The following is a 16,172-nucleotide window of genomic DNA, read 5'->3' as shown; positions in this document are numbered from 1 at the left end:
TTCGGCATGGGAAACATCCTTCCATCGTGAGGAGTGATCCTCACAGATCAGATGTCAACCAAACCGGGGGCAGTCCCGATCGAGTGGGAGACGCACGCGATCCTCGGTTCGTAGTTTGTGATCTTCTCCGAGAACGAAATTCTGCGGCCGGCAGCGTGATGGACTCCGCCCGACCGAAGTCCCCCACGAAGGGTGAGAATTCATGTCTACTCCGATCCGTCGACGCATCGTCGCAGCTGGATTCGCGGCCGCGGCTGTAATAGCAGGAGTGACGACGGGAACCGGCACGGCGGCAGGGGAAACGAAAGTGCCGCTTACTCAGCCTTGTTTCAGCCTGAGTCCCTACATTCTCGATCAGCCGTACGTACAGACCAGCGTCACCGTCGACCAACGGGTGTCGGGGAGTGTCGTCGTGACCCTCGGGACGGCATCGTCCTTCTGGTTCCTCGCGGGCGGTTACAACACGGATATCCGCCTCGACTGGCACAACACCGACACCGGCGCCCGGGGAACGGAAAACACATCGATCCGCTCCACTGTCCCTGCCGGTACGGCGACTTTCTTCTTGGGCACGGGACCTGGCCGGGTCGAATTCACGTTCCGTGCAGTCAACAGCCTTCCGTTGTGGAGCATCCCGACCAACACGTGCCGCGGCGTGATCGACGTGTGGTGAGCGTTCCGCACCCGCATCGGCGCAGCCATGATCACAACCATCGCGGGGGTCCGATCCCGGCGTTGTCGACGTAACGGCTGCCCGCGCCTTAGATGACAGGCAGTCTGCCTTGTACTTCGACCGGGGACACTGCTGATCGGGTGCGGGCGTCAACGATTCAGATGCTGCATGATCTCTCGATGATCGCGATCCGTGTGGGCTGGATTCTCATGGCCGCCATAGTTGTGCTGCTCGGAATCGGTGCAGCTACCGGCCCGATGCTGCAGATTACGGATTGCGAGTTGGACATGTACTCGCCGGAAGTCCCGAATCGTGAGGTCTGCAACGCTTCGATCCAAAGTTACTTCGGGAATGTGATCGTGCCTGTGCTTGCGCTGCCGGTTTTCGTGTGCCTGATACCTGTGTTCATGCCGCGCCAGCGTGTTGCCCGGCTGACCACGGCCGCATTTTTCGTTTTTCCAGCCGTGGGGGTTTTCGCTCTCGTCTTCTCATGGAAGCCGACCTTGCTCGATCTGTTCGGTTTCTTCTGGCCTGCCGGGTTCCTGGCGGTGCTCGTGACCAGCCTCGCTCAACTGGTGAACCTTCGACGGAACGGCCCCGGCCCTCTGCAACTTCTACCGTGACTCGTCGCCGAGCATCGGAAGCGGCACGCCGGGGTCAGTTTTCATTCGCCGCCACGGGTCAACCGCCAGTCGCCGTCGACACACCCCACTCATCGTCGGGGGGTGCCCCGGCACTCATCGGTGGCCTTATTCGCGGCATGCGGTGAGGGCGGCGCAATCGGCTGAGGAGGTGGCAGTGCCGGTCTCGCTGTGGGATCGATAGGGAAGGAGTCGGTTACACGAGTTAACCATGATGAAACCGCCATCGCGTTTCTTGCCACTATCGTGTGTTTCACGCCAGCGATCGGCGCGCTTCCCCCGACACGGCCGGATCACCGGCCTCGTTCGAAGGACTCCTCATGGTCGAAACACGCATCGTGCCAACTTTCCTGGTTACAGCAGATTTCTGGAAGTCGCTGCCGCAGATGTCCACCGACGAGTTTCCCGGCACACAGGGATACATCGACGACGTCTACCCGAACCCCGGAGGGTCGGACATGGCCGCCGGTTACTTCGCCCTGCAGCCCACCGATGCACCGCTCGACTACCTGTACGAATACGACGAGATGAAGGTCGTGCTGGAAGGAGAGTTCCGGCTCGAGAACCTCGACACCGGCCAGGTGGCCACCGCACGCGCCAGGGACGCGATCTTCTTCCCGAAGGGTTCCCGGATCCGCTTCACAACCCCGGAAGGCGCGCTCGCCTTCTATGTCGGCCAACGCACCTTCGCGCCGTAGGGATACGTCATGAGCGTGTGTATGGAAACCACGAGCGTGCCGCGCTGGCACGAGGAGCAGCACATCGCCGAAGGCGGGCGGGCCGTGACCATCCTTTCCTTCGGTGACGCTGCAACCGAGCATGCGCGAAAAGTTCTGCCCGCCTTCCCTGGTCGCCGAGTGGACTGGTTACGGCTTGCGACGAACTGGAACGGCGCGTCGGCGGACACACTCCGCCGCCGGCTCTCGGCGGCGCGCGTGGGATTCCGACTCGTGCTCGTCGGTGGAGAAGCGCCGGTGCTTTCCGCCCGCGCGGAGGCTGTAGCTGCGGGATTGCTCGATGACGAGATCCTGCCGATCACGATCGGCAGCGAAGCACGCACCGTCTATTGCGCGCATTGCCACTCCACCCACCTCGCCTCGGTCGGGATCGGACAGGTCACCGCCTGCCCGACCTGCACGGTGGAACTGGTTGTCTATCACCATGTGTCGCGTCATCACGGCGCTTATCTGGGTTACATGTTCGATGCGGAGGAGCGTTGATGACACTGGCAGCAGGGACCGACGTCCGATCCTCGGTCGACGAGACGAGCCTCGTGCTCACCGTTGCCGAGGTCGTACCGCTTACGCAGGGGGTCCGGCACGTGCGCTGCGCCGACGCCGCGGGACGCACGCTTCCATCGTTCACGCCAGGCAGCCACCTGGTGCTCTCGTGCGGCACCGGCGTCGACGGGCGTCCACGCCGCAACGCGTATTCGCTCACGGGTCCCGAGTTCGAACCCGACCACTATTCGATTTCTGTGCGCCTCGACGAGCACGGCCGGGGCGGATCTCGATGGGTCCACGAACTCGGGGTCGGGCAAGTGGTGCGGGCGGGGATGCCCCGCAGCGCTTTCGCCCCGGTCCTCACCGCGCGCCACCACGTGCTCGTCGCGGGCGGTATCGGTGTGACACCGATCCTGTCGCACGTGCGTGCCGCGCGAAAATGGGGACGGTCCTTCGAGGTGCACTACATCTTCCGCGAGGGCGACGGGCCGTACCTCGAGGACCTGCGCGAACTCTGCCGTGACCGGTTGCATATCTACAACACGCCGGAGAGTTTCTGGGCGCACATGGAACCGGCGTTGCTCGACCAGCCGCTCGGCACCCACCTGTACGTGTGCGGCCCGCCCGGCCTGATCGACGCGCTCACCGGCAGGGCTCGCCAAGACGGGTGGCCAGACGCGCGCGTGCACTACGAACACTTCGGTGTCGGCGATCTCGACCCCGGAAACCCGTTCACCGCCCATTTGGGCCGCACCGGTGTGGACGTCACCGTCGATTCGGGAGTCAGCCTCCTCGAAGCTCTCGAATCGGAAGGACTGGCGGTGCCCAGCCTCTGCCGTCAGGGAGTGTGCGGCGAGTGCCGTCTACCGGTGAGGGGCGGCGGGGTCGACCACCGTGACATGTACCTGAGCGAAGCCGAGAAGGCCGTCGGCGACTGCATGATGCCGTGTGTTTCCCGCGCTCGCGGTGAGCGATTGGAGCTGGACCTGTGAGCGCGATAGCAGACCGCGGGATTCTTCCGGAGCGGATTGTGCGGTTCCCCTTCCCATTTCCACGAGACACCTACCGGTACAGCACCAACGTCGAACCGGCCGGAATTCCGGTGACCACGCCGGCGGGACGGTGGGGGGAGCACCCCGTCGACGTCGACGGCTTCTACCTCGACGACCTCGCCGAACGCGACCGCATCCTCGACACGGACCCGACGCGGTTCCAGTCGTTACCGCACATGGAGATCGCACAGTGGGACGCGATGCTCACGCTGATGAAGATGCTCGAGGAGGCATACCCCCAGACGTTCTCCCTCGTACGCGACGGCAAGCTGTGGCGCTGGTGCAATCGGGCGCTCGACGTCGAGCAGGCCTTTGTCTTCGGTGAACGCACCACTCTTCCGGAGCCGCCGTTGCGCTACGTCGGCCGGCACATCCAGGAAGATGTCGTGCTGCTCGATCAACGGAACGGCGAGTTGTGGGGCGACGCCGGTTTGGTGACGTTCGCCGCCGACTGGTCGCTGCGTTTCGACGTCGGCATGAGTTTCCTGCAGATTCACGGGCCGGTTCCGCGCGTTCACACCGAAGGCGTGATTCCCCGCGCACAACAGTTCCTCATGAAACTCGAAGCAGGACAACGGTATCGACGCACGAACTGGTCGCTGAGCGTGGATCGGCGGCTGGACCAGTCCACCGAGACGTACCCGGTGTGGGGTCACGACCGTCGCACGCTCGGTGAGGGACCACTCGGCGAAGTGGGACGCAGGCTGCACCTCCGTGTGGAGGTGCAGCACCTCGTCCGGCTCGGGGTGTCGGGGACGATCATGTTCCTGATCCGCACGCACCTGCTCCCGCTCGAGGACATTGCCCTGGTACCCGAATGGGCCGATCGCCTGTACCGGGTGCTCGAGGAACTGCCCGAGGACATGGCCGAGTACAAGGGCATCGCGCGTACCCGGGGTCCGGGCATGCGCTGGCTGACGGAGTACGCGGGGGTGCAGCCGTGAGAATCTCCGGATTCGTTCGACGACCGAGTGATGATCGCCGGAACCGCGCCGGACGCGATAGCGCCCTACATCACCGAGTCCACAACAGGTTCACGAACGCACGTGCATCCGTTCGCCCTGGGGACCGAAGATCGCCAATGCCTCGCATGCGGCGGGCCCGGGATTGCCGATCCAGTGTGGCGTGCGGGTATCGAATTCGACGACCTCTCCCGGTGAGAGCACCATGTCGCGGCTACCGAGGATCAGACGCAGCCGCCCGCTGAGGACGTAGAGCCACTCGTAGCCCTCGTGCGTCTGCAACGTCGGCTGAGTCACGTCGTCGACCGTGGGAAGCACCATCTTGAAGGACTGAAGGCCGCCGGGACGCCGGGTCAGCGAGAGGAAGGTCCGGCCGTGCCGGGTCACCGCCTTCGGCCGGATTCTGGGGTCGCCGGTTTCCGGGGCGTCGACGAGTTCGTCGAGTGCGACGCGGTAGGCGCGGGCCAGCGGCAGCAGAAGTTCGAGGGTGGGCCTGCGCTGTCCCGATTCCAGCCGGGACAGGGTGCTGACGGAGATGCCGGTCTCCGCGGCGAGGTCGCCGAGGGTGGCCTCCCGCTCGAGCCTGAGCTGTCGAAGTCTCGGGCCCACGCCCTTCAGCACGTCTTCGTCTTCCATGGCATCCAGTATGCCCGACTGCTTTGCTGACTCGGCAAGAATGTTTGCCAATTCCGGTTTCGGGTCTGCACCCTGGGAACATGACGGATAACGAGAACTTCGATGTGGTGATCATCGGCGGCGGCGCTGCCGGCCTGAGCGGCGCGATGGCGCTGGGCCGGTCCCGTCGCCGGGTGCTGGTGATCGACGCCGGAGAACCCCGCAATGCCCCCGCCGAGCATGCGCACAACTACCTCGGCCGGGAAGGCGTCGCTCCGTTCGACCTGCTGGCCGACGGCAGAGCCGAGGTGGAAGCGTACGGCGTCGAAGTCACCGGCGATCGGGTGCAAGCCGTGACCCGAACAGAGCACGGCTTTGCCGTGGGCACCGGAAACGGACGCGAGGTGACAGCCCGGCGCGTGCTGATCGCGACCGGCGCGGTTGACGAGTTGCCCGACGTTCCCGGACTGGCAGCACGATGGGGCCGCGACGTGCTGCACTGCCCCTACTGCCATGGCTGGGAGGTGCGCGATCGAGCGATTGCGGTGCTGGCGACTACCCCTATGGCAGGACATCAGGGTCTGCTCTTCCGTCAACTGACCGACGACGTCGTGATCGTCGTCGCCGACGGGGTGGAACTGCCGCACGACGATGTGGAACGGATGGCCGCCATCGGTGTGCGGATCGAGCACGGCACTCCGAAGGAGGTCGTCACCGATGGTGATCGACTGGTGGGGTTGCGGCTCGCCGACGGTTCGGTCCTCGAACGGGAGGCGATCGTGGTCGGGGCGCGGCCGCAGGTACATCTCGAGTTCCTCGCGCCTCTGGGACTGGAGCCGCAAGAGGTCGAGTTCGGTGGGGTGCCGATGGGCACCGTGATCCCGGTCGACGCGATGGGAGCAACCACTGTTCCCGGTCTCTACGTAGCCGGCAACGCGACCGACATCAGCATGACCCTGATCGGCTCGGCCGCACACGGAAATCGGGTGGGCGCCTTCATCAATGCGGACCTGGCTGCCGAGGACGCCGACCGTGCGGTCGCCGAGCGCAGGGCCGAGATGTTCGAGCAACCCGCGTGGGAGGATCGCTACTCCGGGGATCGCGTCTGGAGCGGAAACGTCAACCCGCAACTCGAGGCCGAGGCATCCGCCCTCGCACCCGGGCGGGCACTCGACGTGGGCTGCGGCGAGGGTGCCGACGCGATCTGGCTGGCCGGCCGCGGCTGGTCGGTGACCGCCCTCGACTTCGCCGTCGCGGCATTGGACAAGACCGCCGCGCACGCAGCCCAGGCCGGAGTCGGGAACCGCGTCACGACTCGCCAGGCAGACATCCGCAGTTGGGAACCCGGTGAGGAGCGCTGGGACCTGGTCTCGTCGCAGTTCATGCACCTGCCCGACGGCGGAATGGTCGACCTCACCCGGCGCCTCGGCTCCGCGGTCGCCCCGGGCGGCACCCTGCTTGTGGTGGGCCACCATCCCGACGACATGGCCACCGGGCTCCGGCACGGCCACCACTCGTTCCTCTTCACTCCCGAATCGCTCGTGCCGGCGCTCGAGGACGGCAAGTGGGAGATCGAACTCTGCGAGGCCCGGTCCCGCACGGCCACCCACCCGCACACCGGCGAGGAGATCACCGTCCGCGACTCGGTGCTGCGCGCGCGACGCCTCGGCTGAGTTCGCAGCGGTGTGACGTGGAGAGTGCATGCTTTTTCGCTTGACCTTCTCGCTACGGCAACTTCTACGGTCGGAGCCGAGACCGGACCGACCGGTCTCGCGGAACGATGGGAACGGATATGAGCTGGTCGATCGCGGATGTGGCGAGGATGTCGGGAGTCACTGCCCGCGCTCTTCGGCATTACGACGACATCGGACTGCTCGAGCCCGCCTATGTGGGCGCCAACGGCTACCGCTACTACGAGGAGGAGCAACTGCTGCGCCTGCAGCAGATTCTCGTACTGCGTGAACTCGGTCTGAGCCTCGCCGAGATCGCACAAGCGGTCGATTCCGAGCCGGACACGCTCGCCGCCCTCAAACGGCAGCACGACCGCCTGCTGACGGAACGGAACCGACTGGCACGGATGGCCGACACGGTGGCGCGCACCATCGCCGAAATCGAAGGGACAACGGCAATGACCGGAAAGATCAACCGCCCGGAGAACTTGTTCGAGGGCTTCGATTACAAGCAGTACGACGACGAGGCCCGCGAGCGCTGGCCGGAGGAGTTCGAGCAGTCTCGGCGCAAGACCGCCACGCTGACCACCGACGACGTCGGGAGTATGCAGCGTGAGGTCACCGCGGCGATGATCCGTATGGCGGAGTTCATGGCCGCCGGAACCCAGGTCGGAGACGCGGCCGTGCAAGCGGAAATCCACACGCAGTACCAGGGCATATGCCGCATGTGGACGCCGAACAGGGACGCGTACAAGTGCCTGGGGCAGATGTACGTGGACGACGAGCGGTTCAAGGCGAACTACGAGAAGATCGCCGAGGGCCTGGCCGAGTACCAGCGAGACGCGATGGTCGTCTACGCAGACGAGAGGCTCGGCGACTAGCAACCGTCGCCCTGACCCGGCACCCCTGAGCCGACCGGCTCGGGGGTACCGGCAGCTGTGAAGTAGCGTTCGCTCTCCGCTCCCGAATCCGGTGCAGCGATCAGGACTGCTCAGGCATCTACCTGCGCGGACCGAATCTCCGACCGAGTGATGCGCAACAGCTCGTCGAGTGCATGCCGACTGCGGGTGAAGCAGGCGATCTGGCGGTCGAGGTCCTCGATTTCGGTGCTCAGCCGCTCGGCGAACACTCGATCGCAGTTGCTCGTCCATCTGCCTTCCCGGTCGTCGCGTTGGTCGATGACGATCGAGATCAGACGAGTAGGTACACCGGACGTGACGAGGTCGCGAATCCACTTCGCGCGATCGACGTCATCCTCTGTGTACTCGCGGTAGCCGTTCGCGCCCCTCGTCGGGTGGAGCAGACCCTCCTGCTCGTAGTAGCGCAACATCCGGGAGCTGAGTCCGGTGTGACGGGACAGGTCGCCGATCCGCATAGGTTCCCTCGATTTCGGGCTTGACCTTGACACTGATGTCAAAGTTTAGCGTCGGGCGATGACCGATATCGACGGATCGAACACATCCGAAAGCACGACGAACGAATCCACCGCGGGGATCCCACCGAACGCTGCCGCACTGCCGTGGCCGAAATTGATCGCATTGGCCTGCGCAGCGTTCGCAACGGTGACGATGGAGATGCTTCCTTCGGGGCTTCTCCCGCAGATCGGGCGCGGTCTGGGGGTCGATCCGGCCGTGGTGGGAATGTTGGTCACGGCGTGGGCACTCACGATCGTGGTCACCGGTATCCCACTCGTCCGGGTCACCAGAAAGGCCCGCCGGGCGCGGCTGATCCCCGCAGCCCTCGGTGTGGTCGCGGCGGCGGGGGCGGCCACGGCATTCGCGCCGACCTTCGAGACGGCTTTGCTCGGGCGAGTGATCGCTGCAGCCGGACACGGTGTGTTGGTGGCGGTGATCGTCGTGTATGTCGCCGACATCGTGGCACCCGAGCGCATCGGCCGTGCGATGGCCATCGTGCTCGCCGGGCCCACGATCGCCGGTTTCGTCGGGCTGCCCCTCGGAACCGCGCTCGCGGACGTGGTCGGGTGGCGTGCGATATTCGCGGGAGCGTCGGTGGTTCTCGCCGTCATCGCCGTCGCCCTCGTGCCGCTCCTCGCCGATACCGGCGAGTCGGTGGGAACAGCCGATCGTGCCTCGGCGGCGCGATGGGATCGCAGTGCGATCCCCTCCGTCGGGACCGCAGTGGCCGGGGCGCTCGTGCTGGTCGGACACTTCGTGGTCTTCACCTACGTCTCGCTGGTGGTCACCGATGTCGCGCAGTACGAACCCACTGCGCTCGCGTGGTTCCTGGCACTGTTCGGCACGGCCGGGGCGGTCGGTTTGGTGCTGTCGGCCTGGCTCTCGGATCGCTGGCCGAGAGCGACCCTGCCCGCGGTTGCCCTGGCGATGCTCGCCGCGTTCGCTCTGGTGACGATCGCACCCACGACGCCCGCGGTATTCGTGACCGCGATCGTGGTGTGGGGAACTGCCATCGGGTTGCTTCCACCCGTATTCCAAGTCCGCGTCGTCCGGCTCGCGTCCGCGCAGTTCCGTTCCCTCGCGGGAGCGGTGGTGATCACGCTCCTCAACCTCGGCGTCGCCGCGGGGGCTGCACTCGGAAGCCTGGTGGCCGGTTCGGGTACCGGTGCGTTGGCACCGGTCGCGATGGCCGTGACAGCCGTCGGCACGACGGGTCTGCTGCTTCTCGGGCGGGTCGGCGAGCCGACCGAGGGAGATACGTCCACCCCGAACTCCGCGGTAGCCGACGAGGTGGTGGTGGGCACCGCGTCCACCACCACCCCGGTGCCGGATTCCCTACGCTCCGACGGCGTTCGACAGCGCGGTGAGGCGGTCGCGTTCGAGGTCGGTGAGCGTGAGACGTGTGGCGTCGAGCAGTGCGGGTAACTGCTCGATCCCGCTGACACTGGCGAGCGGGGCGACGACCCCGGGGCGGGTGAGCAGCCAGGCCAGCGCGACCGTGGAGATCTCGACCGCGTGGGCGGTCGCGATCTCACCGAGTGCGTCGACCACGGCGAGACCGGCATCGGTGAGGTAGCGCGAGGCCATCCGCTCGCGCACCCGGCCGGTGAAATCGTCCTGCGACCGGTATTTGCCGGTCAGGAACCCCGAAGCGAGGGAGTAGTACGGCAGCACACCCAAGTTGTGTTCGAGAGCGATCGGGGCGTAGCTGGTCTCGTACTCCGCCCGGTGGACGAGGTTGTAGTGCGGTTGCAGTGATACGGGAGCGTCGAACCCGTGCGTGTCCGCGATCTCGAGCCATTCGGAGACCCGGGCGGGGGAGAAGTTGGACAGGCCCACGTAGCGCACCTTGCCGTCGCGGACGAGGTCGTCGAACGCGGCCACGGTCTCGGCGAGCGGCGTGTCGGGGTCGTCGGAATGCGCGAAGTACAAGTCGATGTGGTCGGACTGCAACCGCTTCAGGGAGGCGTCGGCGGCGGCGCGGACGTTCGCGGGGGCGAGGCCGGGGTGTTCGGGATGGTGCCCGACCTTGGTTGCGATCATCACCTCGTCGCGATTGCCGCGCGCTGCCGCCCAGTTGCCGAGGATCGTCTCGGATTCGCCACCCGAGTTGCCGGGCGCGAAGGCGGAGTAGGAGTCCGCGGTATCGATGAGGTTGCCTCCCGCGGCGCGAAACGCGTCGAGGATCTCGAAGGATGCGGTTTCGTCGGCTGTCCAGCCGAAGGTGTTGCCGCCGAGGGCGAGAGGGAAGATGTCGAGCCGGGAATTGCCGATCGTGGTCACGATGCTCCTGGATAGCCGATGTCGAGTACGTGCGCACCCTAACCACACTTCGCCGTACCCGTGTTCGGTCGGGTCGTCAGCTGGGCGGGCGCAACGCGGCGAATTCGTCGGTGACGCGCAGCCGGGATTCAGTGAATCGGTACAGCGCGGGCGGACGGCCACCGGCCGGCCCGGGCGGTGCGGTGTTTCCGGTCGCCGTGAGCACGCGGCGCCGAGCCAGTACGCGCTGCAGGTTCGTCGCATCCACCTGGTATCCCAGTGCGGCGCAGTAGATGTCGCGCAACGTCGACATGGAGAACTCTGCGGGCGCGAGCCCGTAGGCAATGTTGGTGTAGGAGAGCTTCGCCGCGAGGCGGGTTCTCGCGTTGCCGACCATCCGTCCGTGATCGAACGACATCGCGGGCAGTTGCGAGACGGGATGCCACGACGTGTCCGCCGGTAGTTGCGGGTCGGACGTGATCGGCACCAGGCCCAGATACGTCGACGCGATGGTGCGTTCGCCGGGCACCCGGTGGGGATCGGAGTACACCGACAACTGCTCGAGATGGGCGACCTCGCGCACATCCACCTTCTCGGCCAGTTGGCGACGCGCGGACGAGGTGAGGTCCTCGTCGTCGCGGAGCGTGCCTCCCGGCAGCGACCACGTTCCGGCTTCGGGATCGAGGGCGCGTTGCCACAGCAGGACCCCGAGTTCGGGGTCGCCGCCCGGGTTCCGTGACGAGGGCGGGAAGGTGCGAACCTGGAACACCACGATGAGCACTTCGTGACGAGTGTTACTATGTGGCATGTTTTCGATTCTAAGTCGAAAACCCCTGAAAGCGGAAATCCGAGCGCAGCCCGCCCGGAATCCCCTTCCCGAAGGAGCAAGGCCATGACCACGACCGAGTGGGCGGGAGCCGCCGCCATCGTCGACGGCCCCGGTGGTTACACGGGCATCGAGGCAACACCGGAATGGGCCGACGAGGTCCGCCGGCTCGCCCGAGCGCGCAACGCGACGGTGCTGGCGCACAACTATCAGCTGCCCGCGATCCAGGACGTCGCAGACCACGTCGGCGACTCTCTCGCCCTCTCGCGCATCGCGGCGGAGGCCGAAGAAGGCACCATCGTCTTCTGCGGCGTCCACTTCATGGCGGAGACCGCGAAGATCCTCAGCCCGGACAAGACCGTCCTGATCCCCGACGAACGCGCGGGTTGCTCGCTGGCCGACTCCATCAACGCCGACCAGCTCCGCGAGTGGAAGGCCGAACACCCCGACGCGGTGGTCGTCTCCTACGTCAACACGACCGCCGAGGTCAAAGGCCTGACCGACATCTGCTGCACGTCGTCCAACGCGGTCGACGTGGTCGCGTCGATCGACCCGGACCGCGAAGTGCTGTTCCTGCCCGACCAGTTCCTCGGCGCGCACGTCAAGCGCGTCACCGGGCGCGAGAACATCCACATCTGGGCCGGTGAGTGCCACGTACACGCGGGGATCAACGGTGACGAACTCACCGCCAAGGCCAAGGCACATCCCGACGCCGACCTCTTCGTTCACCCCGAGTGCGGTTGCGCGACGTCGGCGCTCTACCTCGCGGGAGAGGGATTCGTCCCCGACGACAAGGTCAAGATCCTGTCGACCGGCGGCATGATCGACGCCGCCCGTGAAACCGGCGCGAAGCAGGTTCTCGTCGCCACCGAGGTCGGGATGCTGCACCAACTCCGTAAGGCCGCGCCGGGCATCGACTTCCAGGCCGTCAACGATCGCGCCTCCTGCCCGTACATGAAGATGATCACCCCTGCCGCTCTGCTGCGGTGCCTCCAGGAAGGCAAGGACGAGGTGCACGTCGCGCCCGACGTCGCCGAGCGTGCCCGCCTGTCGGTGCAGCGAATGATCGCCATCGGAAACCCGGGTGGCGGCGAGTGACGACCCGCACGAGCGCGGTGGTGTGGGAAGACCACACCGACCTCGTCGTGATCGGCGGTGGGGTCGCCGGCCTCACCGCCGCGCGGGCCGCGTCCCGGCGCGGGATGCGGGTGCTCACCGTGAGCAAGGGTGGGCCCACCGACACCTCCACCCAGTACGCGCAGGGCGGTATCGCCGTGGTCGCGCCGCAGGGTGACACCGTCGACGCGCACGTCGCCGACACCGTCGCCGCCGGTGGTGGGCTGTGTGACGACGATGCCGTGCGATCGATCGTGTCGGCGGGTCCCGACGCGGTCGCCGCACTGCGCGACCTCGGCGCGGTGTTCGACACCGGCCGGGACGGTGACGTCGCCCGCACCCGGGAAGGCGGGCACAGCATCCGCCGCATCATCCACGCCGGCGGCGACGCGACCGGCGCCGAAATCCAGCGTGCGCTCGGTGCCGCGGGTCTGCCCGTGCTGTTCGGTGCCGCCGCAGCACGGATCCTCACCGACCACGCCGGCGTAACCGGCGTACTGGTGTTCGACGAGCGCGGCGCCGGTGTCGTCCACGCTCCCGCGGTGCTGCTCGCCACCGGCGGGCTGGGACAGCTCTATGCGTGCAGCACCAACCCGCCCGGGGCGACGGCCGACGGCATCGCGCTCGCCTTCGCGGCAGGCGCGGGGATCGCCGATCTCGAGTTCGTTCAGTTCCACCCCACGGTGCTGTTCGCCTCAGGTGGCATGGGACGGCGACCGCTCATCAGCGAGGCGGTCCGCGGCGAGGGCGCTCGCCTCGTCGATTCGCGGGGCGGATCGGTCACAGGCGGTGTCCATCCGCTCGGCGACCTGGCACCTCGTGACGTGGTCTCCCGCGCGATCGCGAGGCGCCTCGCCGATCTCGGTGAGGATCACGTCTTCCTCGATGCACGCCACCTCGGCGATTTCGCGAGGCGGTTCCCGACCATCACGGCCCTGTGCGCCGACGCGGGACTCGATCCTGCCCACGACCTGCTGCCGGTCGCCCCGGCCGCGCACTACTCGTGTGGCGGTGTCGTCACCGACATCCACGGGCGCACCCGGATTCCGGGGCTGTACGCGGCCGGGGAAGTCGCCCGCACCGGGCTGCACGGGGCGAACCGTCTCGCGTCCAACAGCCTGCTGGAAGGGCTGGTGCTCGGCGAACGTGCCGGCATCGCCGCCGCTGTGGAACGCACCGGTGTGCGCGTCGAAGCAGCCGACGCGTCGCCGCCCGTCCTGCCCCGACTCGACCGGGACGTCCTGCAACGGTTGATGACACGGCACGCGTCGGTCGTCCGGGATGCGGACGGACTCGCGGCCGCGTCGGCCACGCTCGGCGCGGCCCCGAGCAGCACGTGCATCGACCTGCCGCTGCTCGAAGACGCCGCGCTCACCGTCACGGCGCGGGCACTCGTCGCCGCGGCGGAGCGGCGCACCGAGTCACGCGGCTGTCATACCCGAAGCGACCACCCCGAGTCCCACCCCGGCCGGGCACACAGCATCGAAATGCGTCTCGGCCCCGATGGCCGCACCGTCGTCACCACCCCGCAACTGACAGGAGCGAACTGATATGGCCACCGCCCTGCCCGCCGGCCTCGATCTCGAGGAGACGCGCGCGCTGGTCGTGCGCGCCCTCGACGAGGACCTGCGCTACGGACCCGACATCACCTCGGACGCCACCGTGCCCGCAGACGCGACCACCACCGCGTCGGTGGTCGCCCGGCAGGCCGGGACCGTCGCCGGACTCGACGTCGGACTTCTCGTCCTCGACCAGGTGATCGGACCGGATCACTATCGGGTGGTCGACCGCGCCGACGACGGCCACCGCGTCGTGCCGGGGGAGGCCGTGCTCACCGTCGACGCCCCGACGCGCGGTTTGCTCACCGCCGAACGGACGATGCTCAACATTCTGTGCCACCTGTCGGGTATCGCGACCGCCACGTCGCATTGGGTCGACGCGGTGCAGGGCACCGAGGCGAAGATCCGCGACAGCCGCAAGACGCTGCCCGGCCTCCGCGCACTGCAGAAGTACGCGGTGCGCGTCGGCGGCGGTGTCAACCACCGCATGGGTCTCGGCGACGAGGCTCTCATCAAGGACAACCACGTCGCGGCCGCAGGGTCGGTGCTCGCCGCGCTGCGTGCGGTTCGTGCGCACGCACCCGGCGTCCCGTGCGAGGTCGAGGTCGACACCCTCGAGCAGTTCGACGAGGTGCTCGCCGAGAACGTCGAACTGATCCTCCTGGACAACTTTCCGCTGTGGCAGACACAGATCGCGGTGCAACGGCGCAACACCCACGCCCCGCAGACCCGGCTCGAGTCGTCGGGAGGCCTGTCGCTCGAGGTCGCCGCGGAGTACGCCCGCACCGGAGTGGACTTCCTCGCGGTCGGTGCCCTCACCCATTCGGTGACGGTGCTCGACCTCGGCCTCGACATGTAGGTGTCACCGTCCGGTCATCGCCCGGATCAGCGGCCCCGCCGGGAGGGATGCGAACAACCCGGCTTCGTCGCGCAACGACGAATCCTCGTCGAGGAACCGCAGGACGGGTTCGGCCGACGCGCGCGAGAACAACGCCGCGAACATCTCCTCGAGGAAACCGGGGTGTCCGGTGACGGCGGTGAGCAACGCGTGGTCGTAGCGGGCGAACCGTCCGGGGCGCTTGGGCAGGTCGTACGGATGTCCGTGCTGCTCGAACGAACGCGCGATCGCCTCGCAGTCCCGCTGGATACGTTCGTAGGCGTAACCGCTGCTCGCCTTCATCATCCCGGCGGCGGCCCCGATCCGGAGGATACGTCCGTCGCCGCGTTCGGCGATCTGCGCGACGAGAGGCAGACGCGCGTGCTCGGACCGCCCGAGCTCGTAGGCGTTCTCCGGTACGCCGAGGACCTGTGTCAGATAGACGCGCAGCGCCGCGAGATGCACCTCTGGGGCTACATCAGGGGTTCCCGGCGCCACGAAACAGGTGTGCTCGACGAGCGCGTGATGGGCATCGCTCGGAAGCACGTACACGAAGGACGCCCGCTCGGCCTGATCGGTGCGGAAGTCGAACAGCACCGGAACGTGGGGGTCGAAGAGCGGCGCTTCGGCGCGCACGCGCACGCCGAGGAAATCCAGGGCGGCGTCTTCTCCGGCGGTCGTAGCGGCGGGACCGCGCGCGTCGAACACCCAGTCGGGGCGTAGTTCTCGCCCGTCGTCGAGTGTCACCAGTGGCCGGTCGGCATCGTCGACGTCGACGACGTGCCCGGTCACCGATCCCACGTCCGGCACCGGATCGGTGAGGCGGCGAACCGCCGCCACCAGCGCGGCACCGTGCACCACGCGGTAGCGATAGTGCCCGAGCGCCAGGGTCCGGTCGTGCCCGCCCGCATATACACGCATCCGGTCGAACATCTCGGTGGCCGCCGAGTCGAGCAGCGCGGTACGCCGCGTCCACGACGCCCACGAGGCGGCGGTGATGTCGCGGGCGGCGTCGTCGACCACCAGAACCGGGCCCGGCCGAGCACGTGTCGCCGCGAGATGCGCGGCGAGCGAGAGCCCGCTCAGGCCACCGCCGAGAATGACGATGCCGCCGTGAAGCGGCCCGGTCCAGGTTCGAAGACTCACGAGATCTCCGTTCGTCGCGACTGGCGCCCATTCTGCGGCACCGGAACTTCCGGTGCAGTGCTATTTGCCTACGGGCAATTTGCCTACGGGGCGATCTTCGGCGAGTCCCGGAACTGCGTCGTTCCGAGGTCGGGG

17 protein-coding genes are annotated in these 16,172 nt (G+C 67.2%); 12 read left to right on the top strand and 5 right to left on the bottom strand.

From position 1 onward, the window contains the following. Positions 1 to 268: 268 nt before the first annotated feature. The 6 genes from HF886_RS17125 (at position 269) to HF886_RS17100 (ending at position 4,533) form a co-directional block, all read left to right on the top strand. The gene (locus HF886_RS17125) at positions 269 to 673 is read left to right on the top strand and encodes a hypothetical protein (protein WP_169652953.1); all 405 of its coding nucleotides are present in this window, start codon (positions 269 to 271) and stop codon (positions 671 to 673) included. Positions 674 to 852: 179 nt separating this feature from the next. Beyond that, entirely contained in the window at positions 853 to 1,296 is a 444-nt protein-coding gene (locus tag HF886_RS17120; protein WP_169652952.1) for a hypothetical protein, read from the top strand. Between the two features lie 338 nt (positions 1,297 to 1,634). After that, positions 1,635 to 2,012 carry an ethanolamine utilization protein gene (locus HF886_RS17115; protein WP_169652951.1) on the top strand — a complete coding sequence of 126 codons (378 nt, stop codon included), beginning with the start codon at positions 1,635 to 1,637 and terminating at the stop codon, positions 2,010 to 2,012. Between the two features lie 36 nt (positions 2,013 to 2,048). Further along, positions 2,049 to 2,534, top strand: coding sequence for a dimethylamine monooxygenase subunit DmmA family protein (locus HF886_RS17110; protein ID WP_346765395.1), 486 nt, complete (start codon positions 2,049 to 2,051; stop codon positions 2,532 to 2,534). Next, positions 2,534 to 3,529: a PDR/VanB family oxidoreductase gene (locus HF886_RS17105; RefSeq protein WP_169652950.1), complete on the top strand. Its 996-nt coding sequence runs from the start codon at positions 2,534 to 2,536 to the stop codon at positions 3,527 to 3,529. Before HF886_RS17110 ends, HF886_RS17105 begins: the two co-directional genes overlap by 1 nt. Further along, on the top strand, positions 3,526 to 4,533 hold the full coding sequence (locus tag HF886_RS17100; protein ID WP_169652949.1) for a DUF3445 domain-containing protein: 1,008 nt from the start codon (positions 3,526 to 3,528) through the stop codon (positions 4,531 to 4,533). Before HF886_RS17105 ends, HF886_RS17100 begins: the two co-directional genes overlap by 4 nt. Before the next feature lie 90 nt (positions 4,534 to 4,623). Here HF886_RS17100 and HF886_RS17095 read toward each other — a convergent pair whose 3' ends face one another. Beyond that, positions 4,624 to 5,187, bottom strand: coding sequence for an XRE family transcriptional regulator (locus HF886_RS17095; RefSeq protein WP_169652948.1), 564 nt, complete (start codon positions 5,185 to 5,187; stop codon positions 4,624 to 4,626). An 80-nt stretch (positions 5,188 to 5,267) separates the two neighbouring features. Here HF886_RS17095 and HF886_RS17090 point away from each other — a divergent pair, with 80 nt between their 5' ends. Both HF886_RS17090 and HF886_RS17085 read left to right on the top strand, forming a co-directional pair. Beyond that, positions 5,268 to 6,839, top strand: a complete 1,572-nt coding sequence (locus tag HF886_RS17090) for a bifunctional NAD(P)/FAD-dependent oxidoreductase/class I SAM-dependent methyltransferase (RefSeq protein ID WP_169652947.1) — start codon at positions 5,268 to 5,270, stop codon at positions 6,837 to 6,839. A 119-nt stretch (positions 6,840 to 6,958) separates the two neighbouring features. Further along, positions 6,959 to 7,717 (top strand): MerR family transcriptional regulator, encoded by a 759-nt coding sequence (locus HF886_RS17085; RefSeq protein WP_169652946.1) that lies wholly within the window; start codon positions 6,959 to 6,961, stop codon positions 7,715 to 7,717. 110 nt (positions 7,718 to 7,827) lie between these two features. On the opposite strand, the gene HF886_RS17080 is transcribed toward HF886_RS17085, so the two are convergent. Beyond that, positions 7,828 to 8,211, bottom strand: a complete 384-nt coding sequence (locus tag HF886_RS17080) for a MerR family transcriptional regulator (RefSeq protein ID WP_169652945.1) — start codon at positions 8,209 to 8,211, stop codon at positions 7,828 to 7,830. Between the two features lie 58 nt (positions 8,212 to 8,269). Between HF886_RS17080 and HF886_RS17075 the strand changes: the two genes are divergently transcribed. Further along, complete coding sequence (locus HF886_RS17075; RefSeq protein WP_169652944.1) at positions 8,270 to 9,676, top strand: MFS transporter; 1,407 nt, start codon at positions 8,270 to 8,272, stop codon at positions 9,674 to 9,676. Here the strand turns inward: HF886_RS17075 and HF886_RS17070 are convergent. After that, positions 9,587 to 10,534 (bottom strand): aldo/keto reductase, encoded by a 948-nt coding sequence (locus HF886_RS17070; RefSeq protein WP_169652943.1) that lies wholly within the window; start codon positions 10,532 to 10,534, stop codon positions 9,587 to 9,589. The two genes, HF886_RS17075 and HF886_RS17070, sit on opposite strands and share 90 nt — an antisense overlap. Before the next feature lie 76 nt (positions 10,535 to 10,610). After that, complete coding sequence (locus HF886_RS17065) at positions 10,611 to 11,321, bottom strand: NUDIX hydrolase (RefSeq protein WP_169652942.1); 711 nt, start codon at positions 11,319 to 11,321, stop codon at positions 10,611 to 10,613. 84 nt (positions 11,322 to 11,405) lie between these two features. Between HF886_RS17065 and nadA the strand changes: the two genes are divergently transcribed. The 3 genes from nadA to nadC are packed head-to-tail and all read left to right on the top strand — an operon-like array spanning position 11,406 to position 14,873. Next, on the top strand, positions 11,406 to 12,437 hold the full coding sequence (gene nadA / locus HF886_RS17060; RefSeq protein ID WP_169620092.1) for a quinolinate synthase NadA: 1,032 nt from the start codon (positions 11,406 to 11,408) through the stop codon (positions 12,435 to 12,437). After that, complete coding sequence (locus HF886_RS17055) at positions 12,434 to 14,005, top strand: L-aspartate oxidase (protein WP_169652941.1); 1,572 nt, start codon at positions 12,434 to 12,436, stop codon at positions 14,003 to 14,005. The genes nadA and HF886_RS17055 overlap by 4 nt, the downstream gene beginning before the upstream one ends. Before the next feature lies 1 nt (position 14,006). Next, positions 14,007 to 14,873 (top strand): carboxylating nicotinate-nucleotide diphosphorylase, encoded by an 867-nt coding sequence (gene nadC / locus HF886_RS17050; protein WP_169620090.1) that lies wholly within the window; start codon positions 14,007 to 14,009, stop codon positions 14,871 to 14,873. Between the two features lie 3 nt (positions 14,874 to 14,876). Here the strand turns inward: nadC and HF886_RS17045 are convergent, their stop codons facing one another. Continuing rightward, positions 14,877 to 16,037, bottom strand: a complete 1,161-nt coding sequence (locus HF886_RS17045; RefSeq protein ID WP_169652940.1) for a lycopene cyclase family protein — start codon at positions 16,035 to 16,037, stop codon at positions 14,877 to 14,879. Positions 16,038 to 16,172 lie beyond the last annotated feature (135 nt).

Source organism: Rhodococcus sp. 105337, from assembly GCF_012844225.1.
Classification (GTDB): Bacteria; Actinomycetota; Actinomycetes; order Mycobacteriales; family Mycobacteriaceae; genus Rhodococcus.
The sequence above is the reverse complement of the archived record's forward strand: the minus strand, read 5'-3'. Positions and strand labels throughout refer to the sequence as shown.